The sequence below is a fragment of the Pseudonocardia sp. ICBG1142 genome (genome assembly GCF_020496255.1).
Classification (GTDB): Bacteria; Actinomycetota; Actinomycetes; order Mycobacteriales; family Pseudonocardiaceae; genus Pseudonocardia.
The window spans coordinates 1,609,500-1,624,141 of the sequence record NZ_JAHLJC010000030.1 but is presented as its reverse complement, the minus strand read 5'-3'; the positions used below and the strand labels follow the sequence as shown (position 1 = coordinate 1,624,141).

Below are 14,642 nucleotides of genomic sequence, written 5' to 3'. Positions count from 1 at the left end.
GCCTCCCGTTCACGGTTCTCCCGAACGCCCACGGCGGCACCGCGGCCGTCGGATACTCGCAGCCGCCCCGGGCCCGCCGGGGCCGTTCGGAGAGATCCGTCAGGGAGCCGCTCGTGACCTCCGTCCTGCCCGTACCGGCCGCGACCGACCCCGGCGACGCGACGTCCGCCGACACGGCCGGGCCCGTGCCCGGCCGTTGGACCCGGGTCGGGGTGCACACCCCACGCGGGCGCCTCGACGTGGCGCTGCCCGCCGACGTCGCCGTCGCCGAGCTGGTCCCGATGGTGCGTGAGCTGCTGGGCCGCGCCACCGCGGACATCCCGCAGGCGTGGCGGTTCACCGGGCCCGCGGGCGGACCGCTGCCCGCGGCCGCCACCCTCGACGAGCTCGGCGGCCGCGAGGGCGAGCTGCTGCACCTGGGCCCGCCGCGCCCGGCACCCGCGCCGCCCGTCCTCGACGACGCCGCCGAGACCGTCGCCGGCGCGGTGCGCGAGGCGGCCGACGCCGCCGGGACGGCGCGCTGGTCCGGCACCGCCGCGGCGGCCCTGGCGACGGCCGCCGCGGGCGCCGTGCTGTCCACCGTGGACGGACCGTGGCGGCCGTGGGCGTGCGCACTCGCCGCCGCGGGCGCCGTCGGTGCGCTGATGGTCGCCCACCGCGGCCGCTACGACGACCGGCTCACGACCGCCGCCGCACTCTGCGCGGTTCCCGCCGCGGCGACGGCCGGGCTCACCGCGCTGCCCGGACCGGCCGGGGCGGGAGCGCTGCTGCTCGCCGCGGCCGGGGCCGGACTGGCCGCCGCCGCGGGCCAGGCGATCGCCCGGGCGGTGTCCCCGGTCCTGCTCGCGGTGGCCCTGGCCGCGTCCGGGACCGCCGTGGCGGCGCTGGCCCGGCTCCTGCTGGAGGCCCCGGTGACGGCCGTCGCCGCCGGTCTCGCGGCCCCGGCACTCGCCGCCGGACCGCTGCTGCCGCGGCTGGCGCTGCGTCTGGCCGGGATCCCGGCCCCGGCCGTCCCGACCGACGCCGACTCCGTCGCGGGCGCCGAGCAGGTGCTGCCCGGCGCGGAGCTGACCGCCCGGGCCGGGCTGGCCCGCGGGCTGCACACCGGGACGCTGGCCGGCACCGCGGTCGTCGCCGCCGGGGCGGGCGCCGTCGCCGCGACGGGGGGCTGGACCGGTGGCCTGCTGCTGGTGGTGACGGCGGCGGTGCTGCTCCTGCGGGCCCGTGCGCTCGTCGAGCCCGCGCCGGCCCGCATCCTGACCGGGTCCGCGGTGGTCGCGGTCGCCACCGCCGCCGTCCCGGCGGCGCTCGCGCTGGACCCCGCGCCGCGGCTCGCCGTGGCGGCCGGGCTGCTGCTCGCCGTCGGGCTGGGGGCCGCGGCGGCACGGGCAACGCCGTCGCCGCCGGCCCGCCGGGCGCTCGACGTGTGCGAGCTCGTCCTCACCGCCGCCGCCGTGCCCGCCGCGCTGGCCGCGATGGGCCTGTTCTCCCTGGTCCGCACCCTGTGACCGGACCGGCCCGGCACCCCACTGCCGCCCCACCGACGGCAGCACCGCGGATCGCGCCGCTGCTGGCGGTGCCGCTGCTGGCCGCGTCGGTCCTCGCGCTGCCCACCCCGCCCCCGACGCCCGGTCCCGTCGCCCCCGCCATGTCCTGCGCCGTCCACACCCCCTGTGGGGTCGCCACACCCCGCGCAGCAGGTGTGGGAGCAGGCGAAGGGGTGTGGACGCGGCCGGCCGTCGCGGCGGCCGATCCCGGGCCGCCGGGACCGGCCGACGGGTTGCGGCAGACCCGCGCCTGCACCCCGCCCGGCGACGACGGCCCGGGCGCCGCCCGCGGTGCGGTCCCGCAGCCGCCACCGGGGCTCGCGACCGGCGCGGGGCAGCTCGTCGCCGTCGTCGACACCGGGGTCGCACCGCTGCCCCGGCTGGCCGGACGGCTCGTCGGCGGCGGGGACTACCTCACCGGCGGCGACGGTCTCACCGACTGCGACGGCCACGGCTCCGACGTCGCGCTGCTCCTCGCCGGGGCCGCCGACCCGGTCACCGGGCTCGGCGCGGGCATGGCACCCGGCGCGCGGATCCTGTCGCTGCGCCAGTCCTCTGGGCGGTTCGCCGTGCGCGGCACCGCCGGCGCCGAGCGACCCGCCGGCGAGATCCGCACCCTGGCCGCGGCGATCGACCGGGCCGTCGCACTCGGTGCGAGCGTCGTCAACGTGTCCGAGGTGGTGTGCGTGCCGTCCGCGCAGGTCGACTCCGCGGGGGGCGCACTGCGCGAGGCCGTCGACGACGCCGAGCGGGCCGGGGTGCTGGTCGTCGCCGCCGCCGGGAACATCGACGAGGCGGGCACCTGCACCGGCGACCCGGACCTGCGGCCGCTGCCCGCGTCCTACGACTCGGTCCTCGCCGTCGGGGCGGTCGACGGCGACGACGTCCCCGGCGACTTCTCCGTGCCCGGTCCCTGGGTGGACCTCGCCGCCCCGGGCCAGGACCTGCCCCGCCCGTCCGGACCGGACGGCGCGGTGGTCCGCGGGACGTCGTACTCGGCACCGCTGGTCGCGGGGACCGCGGCGCTGCTGCGCGAGCGGTTCCCGATGCTCACCCCGCGCCAGGTCGCCGACCGGTTGCGTGCCACGGCCCGCCCCACCGCGGGCGACGGCCGCACCGGCCACGGCGTGCTCGACCCCGGGGCCGCGCTGACCGCCGAGCCGCTGCTCCTGACCCCGGACGGTCCCGCCGGTCCCGGCGACCGCGCCGGCTCACCCGGGGCGGGACGGGCGCCGCTGCCGCTCGCGACGACCCCGCCGCCGGACCTGCCGGCGGTGGCCGGGGTCGGGGCGGTCGCGGCGGTCGGCGGGGCGCTCGTCGCGGCGCTGGCGGGGCTGCGGCGCCGCCCCCGGCGCCCCTGACCTCCGGCCTCCGACACTCCTTGCCCTGCACAGCCGCTCGCCCAGCAGCCGCCCGCAGCCCGCCGGTGTCGCCGCCGCCCCCGTGCGCGGCCGCCCCCCTGTGGGGCCGACCCGTGTGGGGGCCGATCCGTGTGGGGGCCGACCTGTATGGGGGCCGATCCGTGCGCGGCGGCGCACGGTCAGCCCGGCAGGTCCGCCACCTCCCTCGCGGCCGCGACGCTCAGCACGCCCGCCCGCGGCAGCAGCCGCACCATCTCCGCCGGAGCGTCCCCCGCCACCCCGATCCCCAGCGCCCGCCCGGTCTCGGCGTCCGCGACGCCGTGCACCGCGCCGGAGGCGGCGAGCAGCAGGCGCGTCCCGCCGTCGCCGTCGCCGGTGTCGGCAGGCCCGGTCCGCAGCGGCCCCGGACCGGTCACCGGCAGCACCACGGTGTCGAGGGCGGGCCCAGCGTCGTCGGCACCGGCCAGGCGCACCCGGACCGCGCCGGGCGCGACCGGCTCCTCGGTCCCCGCGACGAGTGCGCGCCGCCCCTCCCGCCAGGTCCCGCACAACACCGGCGGCACCTCGGTCACGGCGGACACCTCGGCCCGGGCGGCGGGCCACGCCTCGGCACCGGGCACCCGGGTCTGCGGGACGTCGTCGACCAGGCCGGGCGGCAGCGTCGCCGGCTCGGCCTGCCCGGTCCGGGAGCGGACTGCGTCGGCGAGGGTGACCGGGATCCGGGCGAGCCCGCCGTCGACCACCAGGAAGTACGTCGACCCGGCGCCGAGCGACTGGCTGCGCACGACCTCCCCGCTCCGCCCCAGCCCCGCGACGGGAGTCGGCTCCGGCGTGGGCACCTGCAGCGGCGCGCCCTCCGGGATCGCGGAGAGCAGGCCGTCGCCGACCCGGCGGACGGGCGCGCCGAGCAGGCCGAGGCCGTCGAGGGCGTTCCGGTCGGCTGGGTCGAGCCGGTGCCGGGCGCCGTCGTGGACGAGGTAGGTGGCGCTGCCCTCGGCGGTCAGCAGGACGACCGGTTCCGGACCGGCCGGCGCGGGGTCGAGCGACCCCGCCAGCACCGTCGTGGTGCCGGTGCCGGTGCCCTCACCGCGGGTGTCGCAGACCGCCCACGCGGGCGGGACCGGGACCCCGTCGAGCGGGACGCCGACGGTGCCGGGCACCGCGGCGGGTGCGGTGCGCGGCGCCGCGGCCAGCGCGTCGTCGGGCACCGGGACGGGCACGGCGTTGGCGCCGTCGTCGCGTCCGTGCGCGGCCAGGACCAGCCGCCCGGCGACCGGGTCGGGCACCGGCACGAGCAGCTCGGACCGGTCGGGGGCACGGACCACGGCGTAGAGCACACCGCTGCGCTCCCCCTGCACCAGCGCCCGGGAACGCCAGTCGGTGGCCGGGTCGACCCGGGCCAGCAACGCCGCCACCCCGAGCGCGAGCAGCCCGACCAGCACCCCGGCGAACACCGCGCGATGCTGGGACCGGATCTGTTCGTGCCGCGGCACCGGGTCCGCGCGCACCAGGGCGGCCTCCATCCGGCGCACACCGAAGCGGTGGGCGTCGACCTGGTCGCGGGTCGCCGGGGCGCGCTGCACGCGCGCGGGGGCGGAATCGGTGCGCACCGCACGGACGGTAGGACCGCCGCGGCCCGACCGGACCCTATCCGCGGACGCTGCGTAGAAGTACGCCACCTGACCGCTGCGCGCGGCCCGGGCCGGTGCCGCGGCCGTGGGGCCGGGTCAGGCCTCGCGGAGGGGACGGCGCAACTGCTCGGCCAGGGCGCCGTCCTCGCCGAAGAGGGCGTCGCGCCAGCGCTGCTCCAGCTCACGGGTGTCGTGCCGGTCGGGGTGGAAGCGCGGGTGCCCGAAGACGGGCATCCGGCCCAGCACGCGGCGCAGGAACTGGCCACGGCCGAACAACAGGCGGTAGCCCTCGCGCAGGTCCCGCGGCCGTCGCCAGACGCCCTGCTGCACGAGCAGGTACACCCACCCGAACACGACCGCGGGCAGCACGGTGGCGACGACCAGCGGTGCGGCCCGGCCGCGCTCGGGGCCGTCGGTGCCGATGAGCTCGTAGACGTCCCAGGTCACGGACTTGTGCTCGAGCTCCTCGAGCGCATGCCAGTGCCACAGCTCGCGGATGTCGGCGTGCACCCGCTCGGCGAACTCGTCGCTGCCGAGGATGTCCTCGGCCATCACCGCGGTGAAGTGCTCCATCAGCGCGGTGCAGGCGAGCTGCTGACGCGGGGAGGTGCGGTCGAGGACCTTCAGGGCGAGCGCGACCGCGGCCTCCGGCACGTGCACCGGGAAACCGCGGGAGCGGAACGCCTCGTTGAGCCGGTCGTGCTCGCGGCTGTGGATGACCTCCTGCGCGGTGAACCCGGCGACCCTGGCGCGCAGCTCGGGCTCGGTCACCCGGTCCCGGAAGTGGATCACCGAGCGGACGAAGAAGTCCTCCCCCGGCGGGAAGATCGCCGAGAGCATCGCGAGGAACAGCGTCGCGGTCGCGTTGTCGGCGTAGGCCCAGCGGGCCATCTGCTCGGGCAGCCGGAAGTCCAGGTGGCGCGGCGGGATGCCGACGTCGCCGCCGGTCAGCCTGCGCGGACGTGCGCCGGTTCCGTCATTGGTCGCCGTCTCGGTCACGTCGGTCCTCCGGTCGTCGTCGACGAGCGGGTCGCATCTGGTACAGAAAGTATCCCGTACATCGCGTACCCCTTACTGGCCGATCATGGGTGGCGCCGGGCGCGGTGTCAACCAGGAGCGGGATGATGGCCGGGTGAACGGATCCGTGACCCCCGGCGACGGCCGCGCCCGCCGCTGGGCCGGGCAGCGGGCGGCCCGGCGGGCCGAGGTCGTCGAGGCCGCGATGGCCGCGATCGCCGAGCACGGACCGGAGGCCACGACCGAGCAGATCGCCGGTCGTGCCGGGGTCCCCCGGCCCGCGCTGTACCGGCACTTCGACGGCCTGGAGGACCTGCAGGGCGCGATCGCCGAGGCCGCGCTGGGCCTCTACTCCGAGGCGCTCGCACCGGTGTGGAGCCCGCGCGGGACGCCGCGGGAGATGCTCGTCGCCGCCATCGCGGCGCACGTGCGGTGGCTGGCCGCGCACACCGAGCTCTACCGCTACGTGCTGCGCGCCGCCGGGGTCACGACGGCCGTCACCGACATCCGGCACCGCATCGCCGACCGGATGACCGGTCTGCTGACCGGGGGCTACCCCGGGCTGCCCGCGACCGTCGCGGCGCCGCTGGCCGCGGGCGCGGTCGGACTGGTCGACGGGGCGACCGAGCGCTGGCTCTCCTCGACGGACCCGCTGCCGCTCGACGAGCTCGCCGAGCACCTCGCCCGGTGGGTCTGGTCGGTGCTCGACGCGGCGTTGCGCGAGGTCGCGATCGAGCTCGACCCGGACGTCCCGCTCACGGCGGGCTGAGCACTACTCCGCGACGCCGATGTCCTCGTTCCACAGGTCGGGGCGCTCGGCGACGAACGCGGTCATCATGTCCACGCAACGCGCGTCGTCGAGCACCTGCACGCGCACCCCGTGCTCGGCCAGCCAGTCGTGGCCGCCGTGGAAGGTCCGGGCCTCCCCCACGAGCACCGCGCCGATCCCGAACTGCCGGATCAGCCCCGAGCAGTACCAGCAGGGCGAGAGCGTGGTGACCATCGTCGTGGACCGGTAGTCGCGACGGCGGCCCGCGTCGCGGAACGCCGCGGTCTCGCCGTGCACCGTCGGGTCGCCGTCCTGCACGCGACGGTTGTGGCCGCGCCCGAGCACCTCCCCGTCCGGTCCGACGAGTGCGGCGCCGATCGGGATGCCCCCCGAGGCCAGCCCGGCCATGGCCTGTTCCACCGCGACGTCCAGCCAGCTCGGATCCATGCGCGCGAACCTATACCGAGATCGCGTCGAGGCGTTCGCGCAGGAACGGCGCGGACACCACCGGCTCCAGCGCCGTGCGCCCGAGCGGCGGCGCCAGCGGCGTGACGACGGCGTCGTGGTCCAGCTCGAAGAAGAACACCAACGACACCAGGTCCTCGGTCGGCGCGTGGGTCTGCGGCGGCAGCACCCGGTGCCGCCCGGCCCGCCAGCGGTGCCCGGTCCAGTGCGCGAGCAGGTCGCCGACGTTCACCGTCAGCGCACCCGGGGTGTACGGCGCGTCGGTCCAACCGTGCCCCTCGACGTCGACCTGCAGCCCACCCGCCCCGGGCTCCCGGTCGAGCAGGGTGACGGTGCCGAAGTCGGTGTGCGGGCCGATCCGGAACTGACCGGGCAGCGGTGTCCCGGTCTCGGTCATCGGCGGGTAGCGGTTGATGTTGAACGTCCACGTCGGGTGGGTCGCGAGGTCGCGCAGCGTCGACGGCTCCTGCCCGAGCGCTCCCGCACACAGCTCCAGCAGCGCGCCGGCGACGCGGGTCATCGCCGTGCAGTAGGCGGTCACCGCCTCCCGCAGCGCCGGGACCTGCTCCGGCCAGACGTTCGGCGGGAACCACACCGCGTCGACGTCCGGGTCACCGGTCGGCGCGAAGGGCCCCACCGCGAAGGACTCCTTGAGGTCGGGCGGGGAGTCGCCGCCCTCGACGCGGTCGTTGGCCTCGACACCGGGGGGCAGCCATCCCCGTCCGCCGACGCCGACCGCGTAGCCGTGCTTGACCGGCTCGGGCAGCGCGAAGAACTCGCGCGCCGCGGCCCGCACCGCCTGCGCCGCGGCGTCCGGCACACCGTGCCCGACGACCTGCAGGAACCCGGCCCGTTGCAACGCGATGTCCACCGCGGCCGGGGCCGGCGCGGCCAGGTCCACGGTCGGGATGAGCGCGGTCACCGCGTCCCCCCGTGCGTCGCGACGGCGGTGCGGCGCACCAGCAGCGCGTAGAGCCCGGCCGAGAGCACCAGCCCGACCAGGAAGGTCACGTCGCCGATCCCGGGCAGCAATCGCGGCACCAGCCCGGTGAACAGCTCCTGGTTGGCGAACAGCAGCACCGACACGACGACGCCGACGCCGAGCGCGATCGGGCCCGCGTGGTTGCGGTACGTGCGGTCGTAGAGCAGATCGAGGTCGGTCGGGCGCAGCCACTGGTCGGTGAGCACCACGCCGAGCCACGGCCCGACCCAGTACACGACGACCAGCAGGAACGCCTCGTACCCGGCCGCGGCGTCGCCGAGCGCGACCAGCGCGATCACGAACCCGACCGCCCCGAACGCCAGCGCGACGACGGCACGCGCCCGCGCCAGCGGCACGTCGATGCCGAGGGCTAGGAACGCCATCGCCCCCGAGTAGACGTTGAGGACGTTCGCCGCGACCGCCCCGACCGCGATGGCGACCAGGGTCAGCACGGCCAGCCAGCCGGGCAGCAGGCCGGTGTAGTTCGCGACGGGGTTGTCCGAGTCGAGCCCGGCCGCGGCCGCCGCCCCGACCGACGCCGCGCCGACGGACATGAACACCGTGGTGGACAGGAACAGGCCGCCGCCCGCGGCGAGACCGGTGGCGCGCGCCGACACCGAGCGGGGCAGGTAGCGGGAGTAGTCGGCGGCGTACGGGCTCCAGCCCGCCGAGTACCCGACCACGGCGCCGACGGTCAGCAGGAACCCGCCGACCCCGCCCACCCCGTCCGGCGACGCGGCCGCCCCCGGGTCCGACCCGAGGAGCACCAGCACCGCCCCGACCCCGAGCACGAGCGCGAGCAGCGGGAACGCGAGCCGCTCGAAGGCCTGCACCAGGTTGTGCCCGAAGAACGCGACGGCGACCTGGACGACGACCACCGCCACCAGCCACGCGACCGTCCCGCCGCCGGTGATCGCCGACAGCGCGAACGCGGCGCTGACGCTGTTCACCGCGAACCAGCCGAAGCCCGAGGTGATCGTCATCAGGGCGGCGGGCAGCGCGTTGCCGCGGTGACCGAAGGCGAGCCGCCCCAGCACCATCTGCGGCACCCCGGCGGCCGGTCCGCGGGCGGACAGGATCCCGTGGGCGATCGCGGCGAGCAGGTTCCCGACGACGATCGCCGCGATCGCCGCGATCGCCGTCTGCCCGAACGCCGTCACCGACAGCACGCCGACGAAGATCGTCGCGAACTCCAGGTTCGGCGAGGTCCACGTCCAGAACAGCTGGCGCGGCCTGCCGTGCCGCTCGGAGTCCGGTACGGGCTCGGTGGAGCCCGGTTCGACGGCGACGATGCGGTCGCCGTACCCGCGGTCCGCGGCCACGCCGACGGTGTTCTCGGTGGTCATCGGGTCACTCTGACTCCCGGGACACCCGGGACGGAACCTCGGTAACCGACTGTTGACACGGGTTGGGCCGTCCGGTCGGTAGTCCTGCGGATTCCGCCGGCGGGCCCGGTCCGCCACGATCGTCGGCATGCGGACGTACCTGAACGTGGCCCTGCAGGCCAGCGCCCTCCTGGCCTTCGTGGCCCTGCGGTTCACCGCACCGGGCTGGTTCCTCATCATCCTGATCATGACCCTGGTGGGTCCGGCCCTGCTGACGGTGCCGACGGTCCTGTCGCTGACCGTGATCCGACGCCGCGTCCTCACCCCGGCGGTGACCGCCCCGTTCCTCGCCTGCGCCGGCTTCCTGCTCGCCGGCGGGCTGCTGATGCCCGACTTCGGCGACAGCGAGGACTCCGAGCGCGCCCCGCTGTCGGTGCTGCTCGAGTCCGCCGGGCTGTCCGCCGGGCCGACCGAGCCGCTGTACGTCCTCGGCTCGCTGGCCCTGCTCGGCTGGTCGGTGTCGCTGGTGTGGCTGGGCGTGGCCCTGGCGCTCGACGCCCGCCGGACCCACCGCGTCGCCGGGCCGCCGCACCCGGCGTGGGTGCGGCCGATCGGCTGAGGCCGCACGCCCCCGTCCGCGCATCCGGGCCGGTCGCGACGGGGCCTGCTCAGCCCTCGCCCGGCACCCGGATCCGCCGGGTCCGCTCGGCGCGGGCGGCGAGCTCGTCGTCGGCGGGGTAGTCGACGCCGGTCAGCGACAGGCCGTGCGGCGGCGCGACGGTCACCTCGGAGGCGCGCACCTCGCGGCGCAGCAGCCCCGCGGGCCAGTCGACGGGCCTGCGACCACGGCCGACCTCGAACACCGCGCCGACCAGGCTGCGGACCATCGAGTGGCAGAACGCGTCCGCCGAGACCGCCGCGACGAGCACACCCGGCTCACCCGGCGCCGGCGACCAGTCGAAGCGCTGCAGCGCGCGCACGGTCGTCGCGCCCTCGCGGCGCTTGCAGAACGCGGCGAAGTCGTGCTCGCCCAGCAGCAGCGCCGAGGCGGCGTTCATCGGCTCCGGGTCCAGTGGGTACGGCCAGGCGACGGTCTCCCGCGCCCGCAGCGGCTCGGCACCGAACGGGGCCGTGGTGACCCGGTAGCGGTAGTGGCGGCGCAGCGCGGAGAAGCGGGCGTCGAAGGTGTCGGGCACCTGCCCGAGGTCGTGCACCCGCACGTCCGGCGGCAGCAGCCGGTTCAACCGCCGCAGCAGACCGTCGATCTGCGGGGCGAGGGTCGCCGGGAGGTCGACGTGACAGACCTGCCCTGAGGCGTGCACCCCGGCGTCGGTACGTCCGGCGACGGTGAGCCGCAGCGGGGTGCGCAGCACGGTCGACAGTGCCTCGGTGAGCACGCCCTGCACGGTGCGCCGGGTCGGCTGCTGCGCCCACCCGGAGAAGTCGGCGCCGTCGTAGGCGACGTCGAGTCGCAGCCGCACGGTGCCCGGACCCGGAACACCGGAAACGCCGATGAGCCCGCCGTCGGTGACGGCGGGCTCATCGGAGTGGTGCGGACCGATCAGGAGTCGGAACCCTGCTGGGACGCCGGCTTCGCGAAGCCGGCCGCCTCGGCGGCCTCCTCGGTGGCGAACCAGACCTCGGCCACGGTGCGGTCGTAGAACGCCGAGCCGGGGACGTGGTAGAGCTTCGAGTCCTCGTTGCCCTTGATCTCGAAGCCCTCGGGGGCCTCGGCCGGGTCCTCCAGCGGGGCGTGCGAGCCCTCGCCGTAGGGCGCCTCGGACGTCTCGGACGCCTTCAGCTCCTCGGCGGCCGCGGTCGAGTCGGCCTGCGCCTGCTCGATCTTGGCCTCGGTCACCTCGGCCGCGGCCGGGGCTTCCTGCGAGGCGGCCGCGCGACGGGCACGGTTGGCCTCGTCGGTGACCGTCTTCTGCTGGACCAGCTCGATGACCGCCATCGGGGCGTTGTCGCCCTTGCGCGGCATCGTCTTGGTGATCCGGGTGTAGCCACCGTTGCGGTCCGCGAAGAACGGGCCGATCTCGGTGACGAGGCGGTGCACGACCGACTTGTCGCGGATCACCTTCATGATCTCGCGCCGGTTGTGCAGGTCGCCGGCCTTGGCCTTGGTGATCAGCCGCTCCGCGTACGGACGCAGCCTCCGGGCCTTGGCCTCGGTGGTGGTGATCCGGCCGTGTTCGAACAGCGAGGTCGCCAGGTTGGCCAGGATCAGCCGCTGGTGCGCGGGTGACCCGCCGAGGCGGGCACCCTTGGTGGGCTGGGGCATGGCTACAACTGCTCCGTTTCTGCGTAGTCCTGACCGTCGTCACCGAAGGTGTCCGGGTCGAACCCGCTCCCACCGTCGACGCCGTAGTCGCTCGCCGCCGCCGACGGGTCGAACCCGGGCGGGCTGTCCTTGAGGGCCAGGCCGAGGCCGACGAGCTTCATCTTGACCTCGTCGATCGACTTGGCGCCGAAGTTGCGGATGTCGAGCAGGTCCGCCTCGCTGCGGCCGACGAGCTCGCCGACCGTGTGGATGCCCTCGCGCTTGAGGCAGTTGTAGGACCGGACCGTGAGGTCCAGCTCCTCGATCGGCATCGCGAACGCCGCGATGGTGTCCGCCTCCTGCGGGGAGGGGCCGATCTCGATGCCTTCGGCGTCCACGTTCAGCTCGCGGGCCAGGCCGAACAGCTCGACCAGGGTCTTGCCGGCCGAGGCCAGCGCGTCCCGCGGGGTGATGGACGGCTTCGACTCGACGTCGAGGATGAGCTTGTCGAAGTCGGTGCGCTGCTCGACTCGCGTGGCCTCGACCTTGTAGGTCACCTTCAGCACCGGCGAGTAGATCGAGTCGACCGGGATCCGGCCGATCTCGGCACCGGTGGCCTTGTTCTGCATCGCCGGGACGTACCCGCGGCCGCGCTCGACGACGAGCTCGACCTCGAGCCGGCCCTTGTCGTTGAGCGAGGCGATGTGCAGGTCCGGGTTGTGCACGGTGACACCGGCGGGCGGGACGATGTCCCCCGCGGTGACCGCACCCGGGCCCTGCTTGCGCAGGTACATCGTCACCGGCTCGTCCTCCTCGGAGCTCACGACGAGCTCCTTGAGGTTGAGGATGATGTCGGTGACGTCCTCCTTGACCCCCGGCACGGTGGTGAACTCGTGCAGGACGCCGTCGATCCGGATGGACGTGACGGCGGCGCCGGGGATCGACGACAGCAGCGTCCGGCGCAGGGAGTTCCCGAGGGTGTAGCCGAAGCCCGGCTCGAGCGGCTCGATGACGAACCGCGACCGGGTCTCGGTGACGACGTCCTCGGACAGTGAGGGTCGCTGAGAGATCAGCATGGGTGTGTGCCTCCTTCGCACCTGCGACAACCGCTATTTGATGTCGCAGAGGAACCGCCGCCCCTCCCTGCGGGGCGGCGGCGTGTCGAGCTACTTCGAGTAGAACTCGACGATGAGCTGCTCGGTGACCTGGGTGTCGATCTGAGCGCGCTCGGGCAGCTGGTGGACGAGGATCCGCAGGGTCGACGGGACGACCTGCAGCCACGCCGGGACCGGGCGGTCGCCCTGGGTCTCCTTGGCGATGACGAACGGGTCGGTGTTCCGCGACTTGTCCCGGACATCGATGATGTCGTAGCGCGACACCCGGTAGCTGGGGATGTCGACCTTCTTCCCGTTGACCAGGAAGTGGCCGTGGTTCACCAGCTGACGGGCCATGCGCCGGGTGCGGGCGAGGCCCGCGCGGTACACGACGTTGTCGAGGCGCGACTCAAGGATCTGCAGCAGCTCGTCGCCGGTCTTGCCCTCCCGGCGGTGCGCCTCCTCGTAGTAGGCGCGGAGCTGCTTCTCCTGCAGGCCGTAGCCGAAGCGGGCCTTCTGCTTCTCCTGCAGCTGCAGGAGGTACTCGGTCTCCTTGATCCGGATCCGGCCGTGCTGGCCGGGCGGGTAAGGACGACGCTCGAACGCCTGGTCGCCGCCGACGAGGTCGGTCTTCAGTCGGCGGGACTTGCGGGTCATGGGGCCGGTGTAACGAGCCATGGTGGTTCTCCCTTCCCCTAGACCCGGCGCCGCTTGGGCGGGCGGCAGCCGTTGTGCGGCTGCGGGGTCACGTCGGAAATGGTGCCGACCTCGAGGCCGGCTGCCTGCAGCGAGCGGATCGCCGTCTCACGGCCCGAGCCCGGGCCCTTGACGAAGACGTCGCACTTCTTCATGCCGTGGTCCATCGCCTTGCGGGCGGCGTTCTCGGCGGCCAGCTGCGCGGCGAACGGCGTCGACTTGCGCGACCCCTTGAGGCCGACGTGCCCGGACGAGGCCCAGGCGATGACGGCACCGGTCGGGTCGGTGATCGACACGATCGTGTTGTTGAACGTGGACTTGATGTGGGCGTGACCGTGCGCGACGTTCTTCTTCTCGCGACGGCGGACCTTCTTGGGTCCGGCACCCTGACGTGCGCGGGGCGGCATTACTTCTTACCTGCCTTCTTCTTACCGGCGACGGTCTTCTTCGGACCCTTGCGGCCGCGCGCGTTGGTCTTCGTGCGCTGACCGCGGACCGGAAGGCCGCGACGGTGACGGATGCCCTGGTACGAACCGATCTCGATCTTCCGGCGGATGTCCGCCTGGATCTCACGGCGCAGGTCACCCTCGACCTGCAGGTTCGCCTCGATGTACTCGCGGAGCTTGCTGACGTCCTCGTCGGTCAGGTCCTTAGACCGGAGGTCGGGGCTCAGCGCCGTGGCCTCGAGGATCTCCTTGGACCGGGTCCGTCCGACCCCGAAGATGTAGGTGAGCGCGATCTCCAACCGCTTTTCGCGGGGGAGGTCGACGCCGGCAACACGTGCCATGCGGCGTTGTCTCCTTGTTTGTCGTCCCAGGTCTTCCCGATGCCCGTCCCGTTCCGCCGCTGAGCTGAACGGGCCCCGGCCTGGTTCCGGGGGTGCTACCGGGCCCGTGTGGCCCGGCAGGTGCATCGGGGGCTTCTGCTGCGCGATCAGAGGATCGCGACCGGTACCGCTCTGCTCAGCCCTGGCGCTGCTTGTGGCGCAGGTTCGAGCAGATCACGATGATCCGGCCGTGACGGCGGATCACCTGGCACTTGTCGCAGATCTTCTTGACGCTCGGCTTGACCTTCACGTCGTCTGCCTCTGTGTGTCGTTCTTGTGGGTCTCGCGACCGACCGTGGTGGAGCTGGTCGTCACTTGTAGCGGTAGACGATGCGGCCGCGGCTCAGGTCGTAGGGCGACAGCTCGACGACCACCCGGTCCTCCGGAAGGATCCGGATGTAGTGCTGGCGCATCTTCCCGCTGATGTGTGCGAGCACCCGGTGGCCGTTCTCCAGCTCCACCCGGAACATCGCGTTCGGCAGGGGTTCGACGACCCGGCCCTCGACCTCGATCGCCCCGTCCTTCTTGGCCATGTCCTCCGCTATCCGTGACAGGTGTCGGTTGCCCCGATCGACAGCGGTGCCGACGACCGGTTCGGCGCGCGCGGACGGAGCCGGACCGGGAACACTGTGGGATACACGGAGCACACGGAGCGGACGTCACACG

Annotated in this window: 16 protein-coding genes and 1 pseudogene; 4 read left to right on the top strand and 13 right to left on the bottom strand. The window is 74.8% G+C overall.

Features of this window, described 5'->3' with window-relative positions; all coding sequences use genetic code 11:
* The first annotated feature begins 113 nt into the window (after nucleotides 1–113).
* Nucleotides 114–1,508, top strand: coding sequence for a type VII secretion integral membrane protein EccD (gene eccD / locus KPL59_RS22050; RefSeq protein WP_226361842.1), 1,395 nt, complete (start codon nucleotides 114–116; stop codon nucleotides 1,506–1,508).
* A complete protein-coding gene (gene mycP, locus KPL59_RS22045; protein ID WP_226361841.1) occupies nucleotides 1,505–2,908 on the top strand; it encodes a type VII secretion-associated serine protease mycosin in 1,404 nt (467 codons plus the stop codon). The genes eccD and mycP overlap by 4 nt, the downstream gene beginning before the upstream one ends.
* Before the next feature lie 179 nt (nucleotides 2,909–3,087).
* On the opposite strand, the gene eccB is transcribed toward mycP, so the two are convergent.
* Nucleotides 3,088–4,518, bottom strand: coding sequence for a type VII secretion protein EccB (gene eccB / locus KPL59_RS22040; protein WP_226361840.1), 1,431 nt, complete (start codon nucleotides 4,516–4,518; stop codon nucleotides 3,088–3,090).
* 117 nt (nucleotides 4,519–4,635) lie between these two features.
* On the bottom strand, nucleotides 4,636–5,538 hold the full coding sequence (locus KPL59_RS22035) for a metal-dependent hydrolase (RefSeq protein ID WP_226361839.1): 903 nt from the start codon (nucleotides 5,536–5,538) through the stop codon (nucleotides 4,636–4,638).
* Between the two features lie 133 nt (nucleotides 5,539–5,671).
* On the opposite strand from KPL59_RS22035, the gene KPL59_RS22030 reads away from it, so the two are divergent.
* On the top strand, nucleotides 5,672–6,325 hold the full coding sequence (locus tag KPL59_RS22030; RefSeq protein WP_226351461.1) for a TetR/AcrR family transcriptional regulator: 654 nt from the start codon (nucleotides 5,672–5,674) through the stop codon (nucleotides 6,323–6,325).
* 3 nt (nucleotides 6,326–6,328) lie between these two features.
* Here KPL59_RS22030 and KPL59_RS22025 read toward each other — a convergent pair whose 3' ends face one another.
* Genes KPL59_RS22025 through KPL59_RS22015 form a run of 3 tightly spaced genes read right to left on the bottom strand, consistent with a single transcriptional unit; the run spans nucleotide 6,329 to nucleotide 9,118 of the window.
* Nucleotides 6,329–6,772: a nucleoside deaminase gene (locus tag KPL59_RS22025; RefSeq protein ID WP_226351460.1), complete on the bottom strand. Its 444-nt coding sequence runs from the start codon at nucleotides 6,770–6,772 to the stop codon at nucleotides 6,329–6,331.
* 10 nt (nucleotides 6,773–6,782) lie between these two features.
* Nucleotides 6,783–7,712, bottom strand: a complete 930-nt coding sequence (locus KPL59_RS22020) for an isopenicillin N synthase family oxygenase (protein ID WP_226351459.1) — start codon at nucleotides 7,710–7,712, stop codon at nucleotides 6,783–6,785.
* Nucleotides 7,709–9,118 (bottom strand): cytosine permease, encoded by a 1,410-nt coding sequence (locus tag KPL59_RS22015; RefSeq protein WP_226351458.1) that lies wholly within the window; start codon nucleotides 9,116–9,118, stop codon nucleotides 7,709–7,711. Before KPL59_RS22015 ends, KPL59_RS22020 begins: the two co-directional genes overlap by 4 nt.
* A gap of 127 nt (nucleotides 9,119–9,245) precedes the next feature.
* Here KPL59_RS22015 and KPL59_RS22010 point away from each other — a divergent pair, with 127 nt between their 5' ends.
* The gene (locus KPL59_RS22010; protein WP_226351457.1) at nucleotides 9,246–9,716 is read left to right on the top strand and encodes a hypothetical protein; all 471 of its coding nucleotides are present in this window, start codon (nucleotides 9,246–9,248) and stop codon (nucleotides 9,714–9,716) included.
* Nucleotides 9,717–9,765: 49 nt separating this feature from the next.
* On the opposite strand, the gene truA is transcribed toward KPL59_RS22010, so the two are convergent.
* The 8 genes and pseudogenes from truA to infA all read right to left on the bottom strand — a co-directional run bounded on the left by truA (nucleotide 9,766) and on the right by infA (nucleotide 14,509).
* Nucleotides 9,766–10,572, bottom strand: coding sequence for a tRNA pseudouridine(38-40) synthase TruA (truA, locus tag KPL59_RS22005; protein ID WP_226362128.1), 807 nt, complete (start codon nucleotides 10,570–10,572; stop codon nucleotides 9,766–9,768).
* A 305-nt stretch (nucleotides 10,573–10,877) separates the two neighbouring features.
* Nucleotides 10,878–11,381 (bottom strand): annotated as a pseudogene (gene rplQ, locus KPL59_RS22000) (50S ribosomal protein L17); the annotation flags it as partial.
* A gap of 2 nt (nucleotides 11,382–11,383) precedes the next feature.
* The gene (locus KPL59_RS21995; protein ID WP_020622913.1) at nucleotides 11,384–12,436 is read right to left on the bottom strand and encodes a DNA-directed RNA polymerase subunit alpha; all 1,053 of its coding nucleotides are present in this window, start codon (nucleotides 12,434–12,436) and stop codon (nucleotides 11,384–11,386) included.
* 90 nt (nucleotides 12,437–12,526) lie between these two features.
* Nucleotides 12,527–13,132, bottom strand: coding sequence for a 30S ribosomal protein S4 (rpsD, locus tag KPL59_RS21990; protein WP_043277188.1), 606 nt, complete (start codon nucleotides 13,130–13,132; stop codon nucleotides 12,527–12,529).
* A gap of 17 nt (nucleotides 13,133–13,149) precedes the next feature.
* Nucleotides 13,150–13,557, bottom strand: coding sequence for a 30S ribosomal protein S11 (rpsK, locus tag KPL59_RS21985; RefSeq protein ID WP_020622915.1), 408 nt, complete (start codon nucleotides 13,555–13,557; stop codon nucleotides 13,150–13,152).
* Nucleotides 13,557–13,937 carry a 30S ribosomal protein S13 gene (gene rpsM / locus KPL59_RS21980; protein WP_020622916.1) on the bottom strand — a complete coding sequence of 127 codons (381 nt, stop codon included), beginning with the start codon at nucleotides 13,935–13,937 and terminating at the stop codon, nucleotides 13,557–13,559. The genes rpsK and rpsM overlap by 1 nt, the downstream gene beginning before the upstream one ends.
* A gap of 175 nt (nucleotides 13,938–14,112) precedes the next feature.
* A complete protein-coding gene (gene rpmJ / locus KPL59_RS21975; protein ID WP_020622917.1) occupies nucleotides 14,113–14,226 on the bottom strand; it encodes a 50S ribosomal protein L36 in 114 nt (37 codons plus the stop codon).
* A gap of 61 nt (nucleotides 14,227–14,287) precedes the next feature.
* Complete coding sequence (infA, locus tag KPL59_RS21970) at nucleotides 14,288–14,509, bottom strand: translation initiation factor IF-1 (protein WP_010228514.1); 222 nt, start codon at nucleotides 14,507–14,509, stop codon at nucleotides 14,288–14,290.
* Between the last annotated feature and the right edge of the window lie 133 nt (nucleotides 14,510–14,642).